Source organism: Chryseobacterium sp. 2987 (genome assembly GCF_031456375.1).
GTDB lineage: Bacteria > Bacteroidota > Bacteroidia > Flavobacteriales > Weeksellaceae > Chryseobacterium > Chryseobacterium vaccae.
Map to the genome: position 1 here is coordinate 615,379 of NZ_JAVDUN010000001.1, position 17,278 is coordinate 632,656.

At 33.2% G+C, this 17,278-nt stretch carries 17 protein-coding genes; 12 read left to right on the forward strand and 5 right to left on the reverse strand.

Annotation, left to right across the window (positions count from 1 at the left end; all coding sequences use genetic code 11):
* Positions 1-107: 107 nt before the first annotated feature.
* From J2Y40_RS02730 to J2Y40_RS02755, 6 genes are all read left to right on the forward strand, one after another.
* Complete coding sequence (locus J2Y40_RS02730; protein WP_153393883.1) at positions 108-1,166, forward strand: serine hydrolase; 1,059 nt, start codon at positions 108-110, stop codon at positions 1,164-1,166.
* A gap of 54 nt (positions 1,167-1,220) precedes the next feature.
* Positions 1,221-2,684 (forward strand): serine hydrolase domain-containing protein, encoded by a 1,464-nt coding sequence (locus J2Y40_RS02735; RefSeq protein ID WP_309996670.1) that lies wholly within the window; start codon positions 1,221-1,223, stop codon positions 2,682-2,684.
* Between the two features lie 129 nt (positions 2,685-2,813).
* Positions 2,814-3,272 (forward strand): hypothetical protein, encoded by a 459-nt coding sequence (locus J2Y40_RS02740; RefSeq protein ID WP_309996673.1) that lies wholly within the window; start codon positions 2,814-2,816, stop codon positions 3,270-3,272.
* Positions 3,273-3,297: 25 nt separating this feature from the next.
* Complete coding sequence (locus J2Y40_RS02745; RefSeq protein ID WP_309996677.1) at positions 3,298-3,996, forward strand: hypothetical protein; 699 nt, start codon at positions 3,298-3,300, stop codon at positions 3,994-3,996.
* Positions 3,997-4,002: 6 nt separating this feature from the next.
* Positions 4,003-4,716: a DUF1266 domain-containing protein gene (locus tag J2Y40_RS02750; RefSeq protein WP_309996684.1), complete on the forward strand. Its 714-nt coding sequence runs from the start codon at positions 4,003-4,005 to the stop codon at positions 4,714-4,716.
* Positions 4,717-4,747: 31 nt separating this feature from the next.
* Entirely contained in the window at positions 4,748-6,112 is a 1,365-nt protein-coding gene (locus tag J2Y40_RS02755; RefSeq protein ID WP_309996692.1) for a serine hydrolase domain-containing protein, read from the forward strand.
* 1,773 nt (positions 6,113-7,885) lie between these two features.
* Here the strand turns inward: J2Y40_RS02755 and J2Y40_RS02760 are convergent.
* The 5 genes from J2Y40_RS02760 to J2Y40_RS02780 form a co-directional block, all read right to left on the reverse strand.
* Positions 7,886-8,080 carry a cold-shock protein gene (locus J2Y40_RS02760; protein WP_153393875.1) on the reverse strand — a complete coding sequence of 65 codons (195 nt, stop codon included), beginning with the start codon at positions 8,078-8,080 and terminating at the stop codon, positions 7,886-7,888.
* A 78-nt stretch (positions 8,081-8,158) separates the two neighbouring features.
* On the reverse strand, positions 8,159-8,809 hold the full coding sequence (locus tag J2Y40_RS02765) for a DEAD/DEAH box helicase (protein WP_309996695.1): 651 nt from the start codon (positions 8,807-8,809) through the stop codon (positions 8,159-8,161).
* Positions 8,810-9,373: 564 nt separating this feature from the next.
* A complete protein-coding gene (locus J2Y40_RS02770) occupies positions 9,374-10,993 on the reverse strand; it encodes an AraC family transcriptional regulator (RefSeq protein WP_153393872.1) in 1,620 nt (539 codons plus the stop codon).
* A gap of 298 nt (positions 10,994-11,291) precedes the next feature.
* Entirely contained in the window at positions 11,292-11,840 is a 549-nt protein-coding gene (locus tag J2Y40_RS02775) for a hypothetical protein (RefSeq protein WP_309996698.1), read from the reverse strand.
* A 214-nt stretch (positions 11,841-12,054) separates the two neighbouring features.
* A complete protein-coding gene (locus J2Y40_RS02780; protein ID WP_309996700.1) occupies positions 12,055-12,540 on the reverse strand; it encodes a hypothetical protein in 486 nt (161 codons plus the stop codon).
* 569 nt (positions 12,541-13,109) lie between these two features.
* Between J2Y40_RS02780 and J2Y40_RS02785 the strand changes: the two genes are divergently transcribed.
* From J2Y40_RS02785 to J2Y40_RS02810, 6 genes are all read left to right on the forward strand, one after another.
* Positions 13,110-13,685, forward strand: a complete 576-nt coding sequence (locus J2Y40_RS02785) for a hypothetical protein (protein WP_309996703.1) — start codon at positions 13,110-13,112, stop codon at positions 13,683-13,685.
* 73 nt (positions 13,686-13,758) lie between these two features.
* Complete coding sequence (locus J2Y40_RS02790; protein ID WP_309996706.1) at positions 13,759-14,355, forward strand: hypothetical protein; 597 nt, start codon at positions 13,759-13,761, stop codon at positions 14,353-14,355.
* Between the two features lie 69 nt (positions 14,356-14,424).
* Positions 14,425-15,207 (forward strand): DUF4261 domain-containing protein, encoded by a 783-nt coding sequence (locus tag J2Y40_RS02795; RefSeq protein ID WP_309996708.1) that lies wholly within the window; start codon positions 14,425-14,427, stop codon positions 15,205-15,207.
* Between the two features lie 249 nt (positions 15,208-15,456).
* Complete coding sequence (locus J2Y40_RS02800; protein ID WP_309996711.1) at positions 15,457-15,873, forward strand: hypothetical protein; 417 nt, start codon at positions 15,457-15,459, stop codon at positions 15,871-15,873.
* A gap of 88 nt (positions 15,874-15,961) precedes the next feature.
* Positions 15,962-16,465, forward strand: a complete 504-nt coding sequence (locus J2Y40_RS02805) for a hypothetical protein (RefSeq protein WP_309996717.1) — start codon at positions 15,962-15,964, stop codon at positions 16,463-16,465.
* A 34-nt stretch (positions 16,466-16,499) separates the two neighbouring features.
* Complete coding sequence (locus J2Y40_RS02810) at positions 16,500-17,243, forward strand: hypothetical protein (RefSeq protein ID WP_309996720.1); 744 nt, start codon at positions 16,500-16,502, stop codon at positions 17,241-17,243.
* The last annotated feature ends 35 nt before the right edge of the window (positions 17,244-17,278 follow it).

Sequence of the window (17,278 nt, forward strand, 5' to 3'; positions counted from 1 at the left end):
ACCTATTTCTCTGAACAAATGTGATTGAATACTTTTATTCGGTCGCATAATTTTTTTTTCTCCCACATCTTTGTATCGAAATAATTTTTAACATAAAAAACGATACAATGAAAACTTCATCAAAATTTTTAACAGTACTGTTATTTATAAGCAGCTTTTCTTTTGGACAAAACATTACCCAAAAGATTGATTCCATCATAAGCGATAATTATAAAAAAAATCCTGAGGTAGGAATTAGTGTTGGTTTTATCAATAACAATAAGGAATATTATACAGCCTATGGTAATCTGAATGCAGAAAGTCAAACAAAAATTGATAAAAACTCCATATTCGAAATTGCATCAATTACTAAAATCCTGACTTCAAACTTAATTGCACAGGCAGTTTTGGAGAAGAAAATAAAGTTAGATGATTATATAGACGGATTTCTTCCCAAAGAATATGTATTACAGCCGAATCTTAAAAACAAAATTAAAATTTCGGATCTGGCATCACATCAGTCTGGTTTACCAGATATAGACTTTCCAAAATTGATGGAACTGAACCCGCAACAGCCCGTAAGCAGTGTGACCATAGAAACATTAGCGGGAATAATCAATAACTGCAGTGAGCTAAAAGACCATGGTAAGTTTCGTTATTCTACTATTGGATATACTTTAATGGGGCAAATACTAGAGAAAGTGTATGGTAGGAGCTATGATGAAATTATCAGAGCTAAAATAATAAAGCCTTTACAAATGAATAATACATTAACTAAAGACTTTAATGTAAAAAATATAACTACGGCCCACAATCCTGATGGAGGAATTCAGGAATTTTTCAAATGGAATATTACAGCATCTGCAGGATTGGTAAAATCCAATACCTCTGATATGATTACCTATTTAAAAGCAGTTTTAAATAATGAAACAACAGTTGGAAAAGCTGCTGTCATGACGGAAAAAATCGTGTATAAAGATGAAAAAAGAGACATGGGATTGGGGCTTAACATGATGACGGATGATAAAAACACTATTTATTCGAAATCAGGAGATTCTATGGGCCAGTCTTCCATCATCTGCTACAACAGGAATAAAAAATGGGGAATTATCATACTTCTTGACCAGAGAAACTCAAAAATGAGACAAGACCTGTTGAATAAAATTTATGATAAAGTCCTGAAATAGAGTAGTGAAAGTTGGCTAAAGAATAACAATTTTAACATAAAAGAAGGTCACATCATGAAAAATCCCCTTTATTTATTCATTATTACACTCATGATGTTGAGTTGTCAAACAAGAAATAATGCAGTAACCTCAAAAAGAGATTATACCTTTCTTACAGATAGTTTACATCTTGATAAGCAGTTAGAAAAGTATAAGCTTCCGGGAGCTAGTCTTGTTATTTTTGAAAATTATAAGATTGTTTACTACAGCCAGGTAGGAGTGAAATCAATGGATTCTAAAGAAAAATTAGATGTAAACACTGCTTTTTCCACAGCATCAATCACAAAGCCAATAACAGCACTTCTTTGCCATATTCTTGAAGAAAAGGGATTAATAAACCTGGATGAGCCAATAGATAAGTACTTAAAACGCTGGCATTTGCCAAAAAGTAAGTTTACAGAGAATAATAGCCCAACCTGGAGACAATTTTTTAATCATACTTCAGGTACAAACCAGGGTGGATTTTCAGATTATTACAAGGGAGATGTCATTCCAACTATAAAACAAAGTCTGTTAGGGCAGATCCCAAGATATGATAAGGAGATTGAATTCCTGTTCACGCCGGGAACCGGTTTTGAATATAGCGGCGGCGGATATGTAATTGTCCAAATGGCATTAGAAGATACTTTGAATAAATCTATTGCAGAACTGGCACAGCAACATCTTTTTACCCCTCTTGGGTTGAAGAATACCACCATGATACAGCCTAATGAGAACGGATTTCCAACAAATGTAGCTTCTGTTCACGATAAAGATGGAAAAGTTATAAAAACAGGCCTGCCCATTACACCGCAAATCGGAGCATCCGGAGTATGGTCTACTCCTACAGATCTGGCTAAGCTTTCTATTGAGATACAAAATGCTTTACGCAATAAAAATAACAAAGTGGTTTCTCATCAGGTCGCCAAAAAAGTAACGGAAGTAACCGCTTTGAAAGATGCCGTTGGTGGTTGGGGCTATGGATGGCAAAAGTCTGTTGCTTATAATAACTATGACTGGTTGATGTGTAATGGCTCTAATACAGGAGTAGGGGGAAGTATTTTAGCTACGATGGAAGACGGAAATGGTTTTGTAATTCTTGCAAATGGTGAAAAGCCTAATCGTATTCCGGTGATCAATGAGGCCCGCATAAAGCTTCTGACATTAATGGACTGGAATAAGAAAGTATCCAATGAAAACATTCGGGAACTTCCTTTGAGTTTAAAAAAACAGCTTATCGGAACGTATAATGATTTTCTTTATGGACAGGGAGCGGAAACGAAAATTGTAGAAAAGAATAACCGTCTCTATGTTGAATCTCTATTTTTGGGATTTTTTAAAGGAAAAAATGAGAATGAGTTACTGTATCTCAAAAATGGAACCTTTAAAATCGTAGATTATCCGAACACATTAAAATTTGATTTCAGCAATGGAAAAGTAAATTCTGTCCTCTTAATAAGAGATTCTATGAAAACAGAAGTTCAGATTACAAAAAAATAAATAAAAACTTCCTATGTAAAAATTGCTGACCGGAATTTTCCTGTTCCATGCTCTGTTTGCGTACTCGCAACAAGATGATAAGGCCGCAATCTCTGATAATATTAATGAACCAAAATCAAATACCAAAAAATGATAAAAAAAATGCTCTTATTAACTTTTGTTTTAATGTTTACAACAAGTTTTGTATCAGCAAAGGAGAAAATTCCTTTTGGCAGGATTGACAAAATAGAAATAGTAGCAGATTTGCCTGACACGGAGAAATATGCTGTAAGTAAAGGCTCCAAAGAATATCTGGATTTAGCAAGAATGCACCAGGAATATAATATTGCCTGGATAATTCCAGCTTGGATAACGCAGGAACCCAAATTGGTTCTGGCAAAAAAAGAAAGTGATGAATATTTCGAATTAACCAATGAACAGCTTGATCAGGTTTTGAGTGAAAATAAATTGAATAAAGAAAATCTTCTGCAGCTTGGACTTTACACAAAATATGGAGGGAAATTCATCGGACTATTGATTATCGGACTAATCCTATATGGCATCTTTTCTAAAGACAAGCCTAAAAAAATAAATACAACACATATCTAAACATAAAAACTTAAACCAAAAAAAAATGAACCCATTATTTTTAATTCCAGTCGTATTAGTAATTGCAGGAGTAGCTTTCATGATTATCATGAATAAAAAACACAAAACTGCAAAATCAGAAATTAATTTAGATTCTGAAAGAACTAAATATAACCAATACAAACAAGAACTTTTAACTCAGGATTTTTCAAAATTAACAGAGTGGATGAATGGTAAACCCATTGATGCTTTTACTTCTGCATCTGTTCCCCAGTCAACAACCAATAAAGTGCAGGAGCTTGTAACTGACGGGATAAGAAATGTAGCGTTATCCGCAATAGGTGTAAAACTCAAACGAATTGAAACAGATTGTTTTTGGGCGTTAAGTGAAAACGATTTGCACTTTTTCAGCACCAATACAGTGGGGGAATTGGATGAACATATTGTATTTGATCATTTTAGAATTGAAAAAGCTGTGCTTCAATATGGAGGTATCTTGAAATCGCAATTGGGTGTTTATGCAAAATCCTCAGAGGAATATTTACCAAAGACCCATATTATTACTTTCGATATTGACGGAAGCCCATTATCTCTTGAAATTCACGATAGACTTAACTATAGGGTTGACCCGGAAGATATGCTCAATCTGAAAAAACAATTAGAAACAAGAGCAAAATATCAGGTAGTTGGCGAAAAATTTGTGAAAATTTTACAGGATAAATTCCCTAACCTAAAAATGACTTAATATACCATGGGACTCTTTTCAAAATTTTTGAATTCATTTAAAAGCCTCCGATTAAATGATAAAAATGGAGTAAATGGCTATTTATTAGATCATTTGCTGATAGGTTCAATGTATGCCGAACAACAGTCGGCATACCTGAACTCTTATGAAACAGGGTTGAATAAATCTGATACTACAAAGCTGGTTGAAACCTATTGGGGAATATCAGATCAAAATCAGGCCATGGAAATTCTCCAAAGTCTGCACGACAGAAATCAGGATGAAAATCTTGATATCGTCTATAAAGCATTTGAAAATTCAAAAAATTATACTGACATTTTAAAGTCAAATTTACCAGATGAAGAAGACGTTTTTGAATACTATTTAGTCCTGTTCAGAAAACTGGGAAATGTTGTTCCTGAATTGATTGAGCAGAAGATTGTCACAGACTTTGCTCAGTTAAAAAAGACAAAAGATAGCGGCTGGAATTATGGAAGAAGTGTATTCTTAGCACGTTGCTGCTGCGAATTAAATTATATTTCTGAAAAAGAACTCATAGAATATTTGGCAAAATCCCATAAAGAATTGAAAAAATATTGCAGCACCTGGAAAGAATATACAACGAGTTATATTTTTGGAAGAGCAATGTGGGGGGGCGGCTTTAATAACGGAATGGTACAGATTGCAAATGATTTATTGAATAATAACCAAAGCCCACTCAAAAATAAAACATATCTCTGATTAAAAATTCTAGATTCAAAATCCAATAAGTATGATAAACTCAAAAGTATTATTTTTTTTAGGAATCGGATTACTCTCCATCAAAGGCTTTTCACAAACCAAAACGATTGAGAAGAAAGGTAATGTAACAGAGAGTCAGATGAGTCTCTCTGAAAAATTATCAAAATATATGCAGACTCAGGCAGATGTGAATGGATTTAGCGGTACCGTTCTGATTACCAGAAATGATTCTGTGCTTCTGCGGAAGGCTTATGGCTTAGCAGATTACGAATGGAATATTAAAAATACAATAGATACCAAATTTCAGTTAGCATCTGTAACAAAGCAATTTACAGCATCTGCAATTCTTCAATTAGCAGAAAAAGGAAAATTATCACTTGATGATAAGTTAAATAAATTTCTTCCGGATTTCCCTAATGCCGAAAATGTTACCCTTCATATGTTATTATCACATTCTTCCGGACTTTCCTTAGGATTTAAAGAATTGGCTTTAAGTACCATATCAGCTGATTCTGCCTATAAGGAAATAAAAAAAATACCCTATGAATTTTTGCCGGGAACTAAAAGTGAGTATAGCAATATTGGTTACTATTTATTAGGTAAGATTATTGAAAAAGTATCAGGAGAAAAATATGCAGTTTTTTTGAAAAAAAATATATTTGAAAAAGCAGGAATGAAGAATACTGGAACTAGTAATAATGATTCGATAATTCTAAAAAAAGCGAAAGTTTATCATCACACGGAACATGGGTTGGCCCATAATCCATATATTAATTGGGAATTTAACATTGGACATGATGGTGTTTATTCTACCGTTGAAGATTTGGCATTATGGGACAGAGCGCTTTATGGGACAGCTATTTTATCAAAAGAAATGAAAAACAGAATGTTTACTTCCTATAACGAACAAAATTTTGGATATGGATTTCTCATCAATCCTTTCTATAATCATGGACATCATTTAATCGCTCATGATGGAGGCTTTTTTGGAACCATGACTTCCTTCAACCGTTTTACAGATGATGGTTTGCTTGTTATTGTGCTTTCTAATAATCAGTCCCCGGCTTACCTGCTTGCATACGGCTTATCGGCAATATGCTTTGGTAAAGAGGTTGAGCTTCCATACCGTCATCAGAAGGTTAAAAGCAACCCGTCACTTTATAAGCTCTTTGAGGGAAATTATGAAGATATTAAGATTCTTGAAAACAAAGGAAAGCTCTATTTTAATGACTTTGACATTGAACTATTCCCTGAATCAGATAATAAATTCTTCAGGTCAGATGATGATAACAGAACTGTTGAGTTTATTAAAGATGTGAATGGAAAATATTCCACCATTAAATTAACCAAAGCGGGGGTGGCGGAAATACGGAAAAGACTATTTTTAGATAAATAGCAATAAGTGCGGAGTAATTTATATTGATAATTGATAGTAGCAGATGACTGAATATTAAAGTGAGTGGAATAATAAATAGGAAGTCCCCGCTGAAGTCTTTTCTAAGCTGTTTACTACAAATAAGTCTAACTATTAAACTTACGGTTTGAAAATATCAAATAATATTATTGATTTCTCATTAAGAGTTAAGATGGGGTATTGGGTCTGATTGACCTGGGAAGCAGGAACTTTAAAAAATTGAGATTAAATCTGTGTGGCTGAAGCGGTAGAATACTATGCAGTTTCAATTCTTTAATTATCACGCTAAGTTTTTTTATATAGCCTTCGGAATTGAAGATAAATTAGTTACTACGATCCAACATAAAATAAGATACCGCTGCCAAGGCACAACTAAAATTTTTAAATTGTGCCTGATTAAGACAGCGAAATTCAATTCAGACTATTTTCAGTGCACTGATATTCCTCCGAAATTGAAATTGTTTTTCATCATTGTGTGCTGTTGAAAAGTAAGTGTGCTGTAAAATAAGTTCAATAATCTGAATTTCCTGCTATTGACTGCTGTTAATACTTGTTAACCGATCATGTTTTTTTTGAGAATAATGTTAATTGTCAGTATTGTAGTAAGTTGTAAAATAGATTGTTATGTTTTTTGAACTATTAATAAATTTAAAATATCCTATATATTGTCAATATTGGTTAAATTTTAATATGTCTTTTTGAAAAATCTCTGAATAGATGTTATTTAATATTATTTTTTCAAATTTTCTGCTGTTTCGATTTTTTCAAATTAAGGAGAGTTCATAATGTATTTTATAGAAATATTTGTCGCTTTTTTTAATAAATGTAGGAGAACAAAAATGATGATCAGAGGCAGAATTATTCTATATCTATTAAAAAAATAACTAGATCTTAAAAATAGAAAACAAAAGTTCGTTTTATTTGTTTGCTTAATGGAATTAACAATGTTTTTTATTTATAATATTGATTATCAGTTTTATATGTATATTTTGTTAACGTTTTATATTGATAAATGGCTTTTGTGTTAACGCTTTTTAACGGCCTGGTATATCTGATCTATCACATCTTTGAATATTTTTGTCGTCGAAAACACAATCTAATATATTAACAAAATATTTACAACACAGAGAATGATATTGTTCTCTGTGTTAAATTTTGTCTTATCAAAATAGAACATGTGAATTCTGTTATTAATAAAAGATAACAACTGAAGGGTATATCATAGCGGGGATTAAAAAGTCATCAGTTTCTGTTTTTATTGATGGAAGAGCGTAAAGAAATGATATTGACAGAATATAAACCTTCTAAATCCAAAACTTGTATCCTGATGATGGATGATAATACGAGCATACATTTCGTTATCTGCAATGCTGATGTTGGAATTTCAGGAAACGGTAGGAAGAATAGTAATTTTTTTTCATATTTTTTATGCCTTTAGCCTTATTAAACATTTTGTTCAATTTAATACTGGCTGAAGTTTTTAGTAAACTTAAATGATTTTGATGCTTATTCTTTGTAATCCCTTTCATAACAGTACGAATCTTTAAAATATGGTTCTCCGCCTCCTTTGATTTCTCTATTATGTTTTTTTGAGATTAAGAATGCTATTATGGATTGATTTAATGATTCAGGTTAAGAAAAGAAAAACCTCCCGAATCATACGGGAGGCTAACGAATAGAATATAAAATAAAAAGTATTTGAGACTTATATCAATATTCATTCAAACAATATACTATTTATGATAAGATGTTAGATTATGCCAGCTTTACATTCACTGCATTCAAACCCTTATCTCCTTTTTGTACATCAAAAGTTACTTTATCATTTTCACGGATAGATTTTGTGATTAATCCTGAAGAATGTACAAATATATCTTTGCTCCCGTCTGAAGGAGAAATAAATCCGAAGCCTTTTGCCTCATTGAAAAATTTTACTGTGCCTTGTTGCATTGTAATTGTTATTAAAAATTATTATTTTATTTATTAAATATTGCTGATTATATAAAATATTCCATACAGGATTTTATTTCAGCTGTGGTACTGATAGGTAGCCGGAGTAGTTGTAACTTCAGTCGGATTATTCAGCAAAGTGTCTGCAAATTTTTTTACTGCAGAAGACATTGTTGCAGAAAAAAACAATGTTTGTCTTTTTACAGGAACAAGTCTCAGAATATTTTTTATATCGCTGATAAATCCCAGATCCAGCATTTTGTCTGCTTCATCCACTACAAGCATTTCAATTTTAGAAAGATCAATACGTCTCTGGGTGATTACGTCGAGAAGTCTTCCGGGATTTGCGACAAGAATATCCACCCGTTTTCTCAAAGCAGCAAGCTGGCTTCCTGCAGAAGTATCTTCAGAAATAGAAAGTTGAGACAATGGCAGATACTTACTGTATATTTCAAAACCTTTTTCAATCTGTACAATCTGTTCCCGCGTCGGGGTAAGTATTAAAATTCGTATTCCGTTATGTTCGGCAGTGTGTTTTTTTAACAGTTGAAGTATAGGCATTACAAAAGCAGCTATTCTTTCTGTTCCTGTTGGTGCACAACCTATGATATCTTTTCCTGATAAGATATTGGGAATTGCAGAATACTGTATTTCAGCAGGTTTAGAGTAGCCTGTCTCTGTTGCAGCGCGGATAATAGGATTGATTAAATTTAAATCTTTAAAACTCATTATAAAATTTTCCGGGTTTCCTATACTTTGTCAATTCTTTTTATCTGTATTTTAAAGTTGGTGAATTAATGAATAAGGATAAATAAAGAATGTTTTTTTTCTATTCATCATTTTGCTTGCTTCAACTCATTCAATGATTTATTGGTATTATATAATAGCATTGATTTATTGGCAATGACGTTTCTTTCCTGTTGTAAAGCAGGACTTTATTAACCTCATGTTCTTTTATAAATGAGGTTAAAAATTGGGCAGCTGAAAAAGCAAAACTGAAAGAAAAAATGGTGATTTTAAACTATGACAGAATAGCAAAGGCAGAAACCTGTTTTTATAAATGCTTTGCAAATATATAATAAAAATAAACGAATATATGTGGGTTTAATTAGTTGATTATCAAAAAATTATTCGTAAATACCGCACGAAGCTGAATGGTTTGTCTGGTATGGATCATTTTTTAGGTTCCAGACCTATGCCAATTTCTTTCACAACAACGAAGAAAAGCATCTCTTTTGTTATTATTGTAAGAAAAAGAAAAGGCTGTCTCACTTTTGACAGCCTCTATTGATATTATACTTCCAATATTTCAGGTTCTTTTTCTTTCTTCAGTTTCTCAATAAAGTCTGAAGGGGTTAAGCCCGTTTCATTTTTAAAGGCATTCTGAAACACCCGTGGTGTGGCATATCCGCATAACTCCGCTAAAACACTGATTTTATATTTTCTGTAGACATCCTGCTCGTAAAGCTTCAGGGTAATATACTTAACTCTGAGACTATTGATGTAACCATTGAAATTTTTACCCCTGTAATTTTTTATGACTTCAGAAAGATATTTTGTATTAGTGTTAAGATCACTTGCAAGCCCTGCGATGGTAAGATCACTCTTTAAGTATTTTTCTGTTTTTTCAAATCTGGCGATTTTACTTAATAATTGATTAATGGTTTCCTCCGGAATTGTTTGGGGTGCTTTTACTGTTTTTTCTTCCTCTTTTTCTTTTTCAGAGTTCTGGATTTCCGTCTCATGTTTGATTTTTGTTATCAATTCCTGGAATTTATGCTGAAGAATTTTATTTCTTCTTTTCCAGTAATACCATATAGCAGCACCTACTGCAATGATAATGATCAGGAAAATATACAGATAATTTTTAAGCGTAGTATTCTTTTCCTGGTCTTTCTCTTTTTTTATTACACGGGTAACCTTGTTTACCGAATGTTTTTCTGCTATTTTTATACTGTCTTTTAATTCAGTAAGAAGCTGGCTGTATTTTTTTCCTTCCGCCGTATTACTCTGTGCTAAATAGGCTTCCGTTAAAATCTCATAAAAAACCTCCCTGCTGGCAGGTGAAGAAATCCTTTTTTCCAGTTTCAGACCTTCCTTGGCATAATGAATGGCTTTATCATTGTCTTTCTGATCAAAATAAAAGTCACCCGCTGTTCTGTAAAGGTTCATTTCATTAAGAGGGTTTATCTTTCTGCTGCCAACAACCTTCAGTGATTTTAAAAGATATTTCTCTGCTGTTTTTGGATCGGAAGGCTTCATGATCCATAAATAGTAGAGCGCAAGATTGGGCTGTATGGAAAGAATCAGGTCGTATTTCTTTTGTGAGTGTATTTCCGTGCTTTTATCAGAGATTTTTTCTGCCTCGCTTAACCCTTTTAAAAGACATAAACGAACAGAGTCGGACTGTTTTTTACTCTGATCAAAATAAGATGAATAATTGGAGTAAAATAAACTGCCGTAATAATGACGGACGTCGTTGTCTTTGATTGTTTTCAGGTATTTTTTTGAAATCTGATATGCTTTATGGGAATCTTCCAGAAAGCCCAGATCCCCCAATGAACGGGCTTTAATCCTATACATATTGGATACTAATTCTGATGGGCTGCGCTCATTAATATATTTTTCTACATCTGTGCAAACCTCAATAACTTTCTCTGTATTGTCTAATGTACTATAGGTCCGCACCAGTTCAGCACCTATCAGGAAACTAATATCGTATTTGTTCTCTTTTGCCGTTTTGTATTTTTTTTCGAGATCCCGGACGGTTGTGCTTACTATTCCTGTCTTAGCAATATTGTTTTGGATCTGCTGCAGTTCGTTTTTTAGCTGTTCTTCAGATACTTTCTGGCTTTTTCCCAATGCAAACATGTGCAGGGTGATGAATAATAAAAAATAGTTGTGAAATCTCATTTACTTTTAATTGAAATTATATTAGTTTTTACGGAAAACAGAGGTTTTTACAAATATATAAATATTAAAAGCTGAATTATCATTAAATACTGTTAAACCCAGATTTGAAATGATTCTAAAATAAAGATTGGTATGCTACATCGTTATGCCGGCTCCCAATTTTTGTATCAGATCCAAGATGCCTGAATGTAATTTTATTGGTTCAATAAAAGAAGCTGATCTTTCGGAACAGCTTCGTTGTATCTGAAATTACGGGTTTTATGGCTTTATTTCTCTATTCTGTAAAATAATGCGGTGATTATTTGGGCTCATCATATGTTGAGTAATATAAAAAGACAGGATAATACTTAAAAGTTTCTGTTTTACCTAGTGTATATTCATCACTTCTGTATACGTTAGAAAAATCAAGGATGGTGGATTTTTTCTCCGGAGAATTATAAATCATTTTTATTAAACTGGTGACAGCCGTTTCCGTTTCATAGGTAAACAAAAGTGTTTTGCCATCTGCACTATATACTTTATAGTTGTAGATTCTGGCTTTTAATTTTGTGTCAACTCCGGTATCATTTAATTTTACTTTATACATGAGCTTTTGTGGACCCATATGCGTAATATAGACATCCGCTTTTTTATAATCTGCACTATATTTAAAGTTTATAAAATTTTCAAGCTTGTGAAGACTTTTTTTAAATCTTTCCTCCCCAGACATTAGCTGAACTTCAGTGTTTTTAGGCATTTCTATAGGCCCTGATTTGGATGAACCTGCCGGTTTTTTCTTTTGTGCATTGATCGTAATTACTGAGAACAGCATTAAAACAGAAGCTACAATTAGTTTTGAGTTTTTCATGAGATTATTTTTGCAATGTTAAATAAATTATCGTTGTAAAAAAATAGATCCATGAGTTTTTGTTGTGATTTCTCCTGATTTCCGCTACAATATCGGCTTAACGGTCATATACGAAAACAGGCTGCCTTTTTGAGACAACCTGTTTTTCATGTCTTTAAAGGATTTATTTCGAGCTATATGGGCTTTATTAAATTCCTTTGAGATCTTCCCTGATTTATTTTTTTGGTGTCAGAGAAAAGTTATCTATATAAACTGCCTGATGTATTCCGTTAAGCAAAACTTTCAGACCCAGATGAGTATCTTTTTTTAAAGAAATAGTAAAGGTCTTTTTATCTCCCGTAATCTCAGATGCCTTAGCTATTGAAACATATGATTTTGCATCAGATGAGTTGCTGATTGAGAAAATTTCCAGTGTAGTTTCTCCTCCGTTATCCGATGCATCAAGAGTTAGCGTATAGTTTCCTGCTTTAATTTTTGGGGTCACTAAATACATATTTTCTCTCGGGCTGCTCATAGAATAAAATATGATTTTTTTGTCACTGGCATAAAGCATTGCTTTTCCCGGCTGGGCAGTCCAGCATTTGTTAATATCTTTCCATGCATCAAAATTTTCTGTAATGGTGGATACGGTATTACACTGTGCTTTTGCCGTTAAAAATCCTCCCAGAGTCACTATTCCTGCAAATACAAATTTTCTCATATGGTATTTATATATTATCACGTAAAAATAGCTAAAAAAGGGCATAACAGGAAATAGAGTATACGTGTTTTAGAAAAAAATGTGACCCAGGAATTAAATCTTTCAAGGGTATTTTTGAAGCGTTTTTCACTGATGACATTTTTAATTGATGAGATGAAGAATAGAAGGTTAAAAATAGATTAATGGCAATGAAAATGAGTGGAGAAAAACTGTACAGAAAAAATTTGCCTTACATTTCAATGAAACTTGCTATATTTAGGCCCGAACACGAACAAAACTAATAATGCAGGACGTAATCTGTATTTTTAAATACATTACGTGCTCAAAAAACAATAACCATTTGAATTTAAAAATCATGAAAAAACAGTATTCATTTATTTCCTTCTGTACAGCTTTTTCACTGTAAACGCACCAACTGTAGAAATAATACATCCCAAAACAGAAATTATTCAGTTAAAACTCAGGAAAGTTTTCAGGAATTGTTATTGCCTGCCTGAAATATAACCTCCAAAATCAGAATTTCTGGTTAAGAAGTTTGCCTTTTCAGAACAAAGTACATTAAAAAAACTATGAATTATACATTGGAAGACGTTAAAAAGTTCATTTTTGAATTTTTAGCTAAAGAAGCCGAATGCTGGACAAAATTAAATCTTAATAATCTGGATACTTTTAATCAATCGGTAAGAGAACTATATGAAATGGCTATAGAACAGGTAGGAAAAGGGTTCGGGATTTCCGAAAGGACAGATTTCGGTATTTTTAAGAGAACTGAAAAAGAAATAGCAGAAAACCCCTTAACTAATACTCCCCGTCATTTATATAAACTCAGCAGTTATCAAAATAAAATGTATGGAAATATATGGGTGGCCTATGTTTCAAGTACCAACCCAAGAAGGGAGATTAATAAAAGTGTATTTTTTGAAGGATTCATTACGGGTACAATTGGAAATGAACTGAAAATCATTGGAAAAATGATCATAAATACAAACCGTTTAACAATGGCTGTAACGGGTTGGAAAGGAAATGTTTACAATCCTTCGGACTTAGATGTCAAAAAAATCGGAAAATTTATTGAAACAGAACGTTATTCAGAACCGGGTAACCGGGATAATTTTTCACTTAATGAATATTGGAAAGATAAATAAATGATGGAATAGAAAATCCACAGATAAGTGCTTTATAGATTACATTTTTTCAGAACAAATACATGAAAAAAACATGATTTATACCTTAGAAGACGTTAAAAAGTTTATTTTAGAATTTACAGAGCTGGAATATCAGTTTGAGATAGGCTTTTATGACAGTTCAATAACAAACGAAGAATGGAAATCTTTAGTCGTAAAACTTAAAAATTGCTATAGTACTGGATTTGGGTATTATGCAATTATAAATACATTCAGAGATGAATCAAGAATGACTAAAAAAAGATTCGAGAATAATAAAAATAATCTTAAAAAAAGGAGACTGTTTTTAATCAGGAAATATGAGAATCCTAAATTCGGTAAAGGAATATATAACGCAGATTCTAACGTCGTTTTTTCCTGTTTTTTAGGCTCTGATGTAGAGATGGGAGCAGAAGTTTATCCAACTAATGTTAGTGTTGGTATCGTGAATGGAGATTTAAGAATTATCTCTTCAAGGGAGCTTGATTTTGAAAAAAGAAGAAATGAAGAAGTTATTGAATGGATTTACAATAAAAGATCCAATGTTTCTAAAGAGGGTATCACCATAAAAAAAGACGGAACATTAGTGGATACATTAAGGATTTCCGAGCCGGAACATCCAACCTGGATGGAAGATTATTATAAAGGATAATATCGGCAGTCCTCCCAAAAGAAAAAAATATTCAAAAAAACAATTAACTATAAAAACCAATTTAAAACCATGGGATTATTTAAAAAGAAAGAAAAAAAGGAAGAAACACCTAAAAGCAATGTATTATTGGCGATGCCGATGTTTAATAACGGAGAAACTTTTGATCTGGAAAAAGTCATTGCCTACCTTTTATCGGATTGGGGGATTGAAGCAACGGATATCAACGGTTCTTCAGAAACGGTGAGTTTTTCTGTTCAGGGAGAAACGGTTGTATTGGGGACAATTGCTGCTCAGATTCCGTGGGGTGATATTCAGGGCGCGGCACAATATGCTTACAACTGGCCAACTGCAGAAGCAGATCTGGAAGACCATAATTCACACCTTATCGTAACCATCCTGTCAAACAATACTAATCATAAAGAACGCTTTGGCATTTTGACAAAAGTTCTGACAGCAATTCTTGCTACAAGCAACTGTATTGGAGTATACCAGGGCTCTCAGTCTTTGCTTATTCCAAAAGAACAGTACCTGGATAGTGCAGAAGCATTGAAATCGGATCTGGTTCCGCTGGATTTGTGGGTTTATATCGGTGTTAGGAAAGGGGAGCAGGGCAATAGTGCTTATTCTTACGGATTAACAACTTTTGATAAGCTGGAAATGGAGTTTGTGAACGCACCGCTTGAGTTGAGAGAATTGTATACTTATTTAAACGAAATCTGCGGGTATGTCATCAAAAGCAATGTCACATTTAAAAGCGGTGAAACATTAGGTTTTACGGCCGAACAGAAAATTAAAATAGTGCAGTCAAAAGGAGTGTTTGTAGAAGGCGAATCATTTAAGTTTGAATTATAATCTCCAGACGATCATTAAATAACCTCATTCCGGGATAAGAATATCTGATGGAAGCAGGTTTGAAGCAGGGTGATGGAAGAGGGAAGTTATGAAAGCCACTAAGAATAAATATTGATCAGTTTTTATTTAATTTGATTTTCTGGGGGCTTTCAATGTGTATAACTAAAACCTTTTAGATTTAAAATTCTTAACTCGAACTAAGGTTAAATACGATTAATAAACGATAAATAAATAGCGATGACAATAAACATGAACACAGTTCTCGAATTCTATGAAGCCATTCGGGAAGAATATGGTAATCCGATATTAAGAACCGTTAATAGTCAGGAAATTCTGAACGGTAATCCTGTGGCAAAAAATATATATGTTGCTGTTTATGGCGATGGAATGATAAAAAGCAGCGGATTTGACATGTATTTATATGAAATAAAATATGGAAAAATAACCCATGCAAAAATAAAACAGGCATTTAAAGAAATCGGATTTACTGAGGGGTTGAACATCCTGACACAAGTAAAAAGAAGCGCGGACCTGGATGCGCTGGATATGGCCTATTATCAGTTAGATGAGGTGTTTGAAGCCTGTTTAATTGAGTATCTTCAACGCAGCTGGAACGATCCTGAATTTATGCTGTACTGTGATTCAATTTCGTTTAAACAGAAATAATTCATTGAAATCCTTAAAAGTTTTGAAGAATCATTAAAATGGTTGATGATCTGCCAATTAAAATACATTAATACATATTGCTAAAACTATGAACTACAAAAAAGAAATTGAGATAGAACTTAAACATAAATTTGATCCAAAGGACACCGGAAGTTATGATATAGATTCCCTGGATGTAGAAGTAACGCTGGATCTGCACGAAGAGCTCATCGTGGAAGATGTAACCTTTCAAATTGCTCGGCAGGAAGTAAACTTTTTCAGCTATGAAGATGAATCGGATATTGATGCTTTCGACATATATCTGATGAAATCTGATGACAAATTCGGACAGCACCAAGCCATTCTTGATCAGACGATCACACTTCCAATGACACTTAACAACCAGAAGAAACTGGATTTTTCAATTCCCATTTTTTCATCTCCTGATGGGCATCAAAACTTTTTAGACGTTATCAAACAAGCTCCTGATCATATTCTTGATGATGAAAGAGAACTTGATCTGCACATTACATTTTATCTGAACCCGGACAAGTCCAATGAGAAATATGACTACGGAATTTTTAAAATAGCCAATCCGTTTTTCGGATCATAAACAATGTATACCTATTTATTTAAAAGAAACTAAGATGACACGAGAAGCAATACTTGAGCAGCTTAAAAGCTCAAAATTCAGCGATTTTGCCAATGGAATAGAGAATACCGGAACATATTTCAAAGAATCCGGATACGATGAGCAGTTATTTGAAAATGTACTTACGGTTTTTACTTATCATTTAGATCATAAACACGAGGAAATTGAAGCAGCATATGAAAGATTCGGAAGAAATTTTCGATTATTTTTTATTGTTGTAAAAACCCATGAAGACGCATCGGACATGTTTTCACGGGGACAAATAGAAGGATTGTCCACATTTTTATCCAATTTTAAAGAAGGTAAACTAGATATTTCCGGTTACTTTCTGGCAACAGGGTTCATCTACCAGCTGGCTGCCCAGTCATGCCATAATGTAATGAAGTTTGTAGACAGGAATGAATATCCGGAGGAGTATGAAGCGTTAGAAATGTTTCATTCAGTATTCGGAGAGCTTTGGAAACTTCAAATGACGGCCCAGGGGATCATCCGGGAAACAACAGTCTGGGATGATTACTCAGCGATTTACCTTTTTAATAATATACTCGATAAAGCGGATTTAGAAAGCCAGTCGCGTATGATGGCAGGTTTGTCTGCTCATGAAGGGAACACAAGAATCCAGCAGAAAATCGTCGATAATTATATGGAGTCTCTTGATTGGGAAGTGAAAAAATTAGAGGCCCAAAAAAAGCAGGTAGAAGGCGTAAAGGAACGGATCATTGAATGGTTTCCGGCTTAAACATTAACCAATCTGCCAGAAATCACGGGCAGCAT

What these genes read in the sequence shown, in the direction of transcription:
- J2Y40_RS02730 (WP_153393883.1), top strand. Translation starts at nt 108, where the DNA reads ATGAAAACTTCATCAAAATTTTTAACAGTACTGTTATTTATAAGCAGC.
- J2Y40_RS02735 (WP_309996670.1), top strand. Translation starts at nt 1,221, where the DNA reads ATGAAAAATCCCCTTTATTTATTCATTATTACACTCATGATGTTGAGT.
- J2Y40_RS02740 (WP_309996673.1), top strand. Translation starts at nt 2,814, where the DNA reads ATGATAAAAAAAATGCTCTTATTAACTTTTGTTTTAATGTTTACAACA.
- J2Y40_RS02745 (WP_309996677.1), top strand. Translation starts at nt 3,298, where the DNA reads ATGAACCCATTATTTTTAATTCCAGTCGTATTAGTAATTGCAGGAGTA.
- J2Y40_RS02750 (WP_309996684.1), top strand. Translation starts at nt 4,003, where the DNA reads ATGGGACTCTTTTCAAAATTTTTGAATTCATTTAAAAGCCTCCGATTA.
- J2Y40_RS02755 (WP_309996692.1), top strand. Translation starts at nt 4,748, where the DNA reads ATGATAAACTCAAAAGTATTATTTTTTTTAGGAATCGGATTACTCTCC.
- J2Y40_RS02760 (WP_153393875.1), bottom strand. Translation starts at nt 8,080, where the DNA reads ATGCAACAAGGCACAGTAAAATTTTTCAATGAGGCAAAAGGCTTCGGA.
- J2Y40_RS02765 (WP_309996695.1), bottom strand. Translation starts at nt 8,809, where the DNA reads ATGAGTTTTAAAGATTTAAATTTAATCAATCCTATTATCCGCGCTGCA.
- J2Y40_RS02770 (WP_153393872.1), bottom strand. Translation starts at nt 10,993, where the DNA reads ATGAGATTTCACAACTATTTTTTATTATTCATCACCCTGCACATGTTT.
- J2Y40_RS02775 (WP_309996698.1), bottom strand. Translation starts at nt 11,840, where the DNA reads ATGAAAAACTCAAAACTAATTGTAGCTTCTGTTTTAATGCTGTTCTCA.
- J2Y40_RS02780 (WP_309996700.1), bottom strand. Translation starts at nt 12,540, where the DNA reads ATGAGAAAATTTGTATTTGCAGGAATAGTGACTCTGGGAGGATTTTTA.
- J2Y40_RS02785 (WP_309996703.1), top strand. Translation starts at nt 13,110, where the DNA reads ATGAATTATACATTGGAAGACGTTAAAAAGTTCATTTTTGAATTTTTA.
- J2Y40_RS02790 (WP_309996706.1), top strand. Translation starts at nt 13,759, where the DNA reads ATGATTTATACCTTAGAAGACGTTAAAAAGTTTATTTTAGAATTTACA.
- J2Y40_RS02795 (WP_309996708.1), top strand. Translation starts at nt 14,425, where the DNA reads ATGGGATTATTTAAAAAGAAAGAAAAAAAGGAAGAAACACCTAAAAGC.
- J2Y40_RS02800 (WP_309996711.1), top strand. Translation starts at nt 15,457, where the DNA reads ATGAACACAGTTCTCGAATTCTATGAAGCCATTCGGGAAGAATATGGT.
- J2Y40_RS02805 (WP_309996717.1), top strand. Translation starts at nt 15,962, where the DNA reads ATGAACTACAAAAAAGAAATTGAGATAGAACTTAAACATAAATTTGAT.
- J2Y40_RS02810 (WP_309996720.1), top strand. Translation starts at nt 16,500, where the DNA reads ATGACACGAGAAGCAATACTTGAGCAGCTTAAAAGCTCAAAATTCAGC.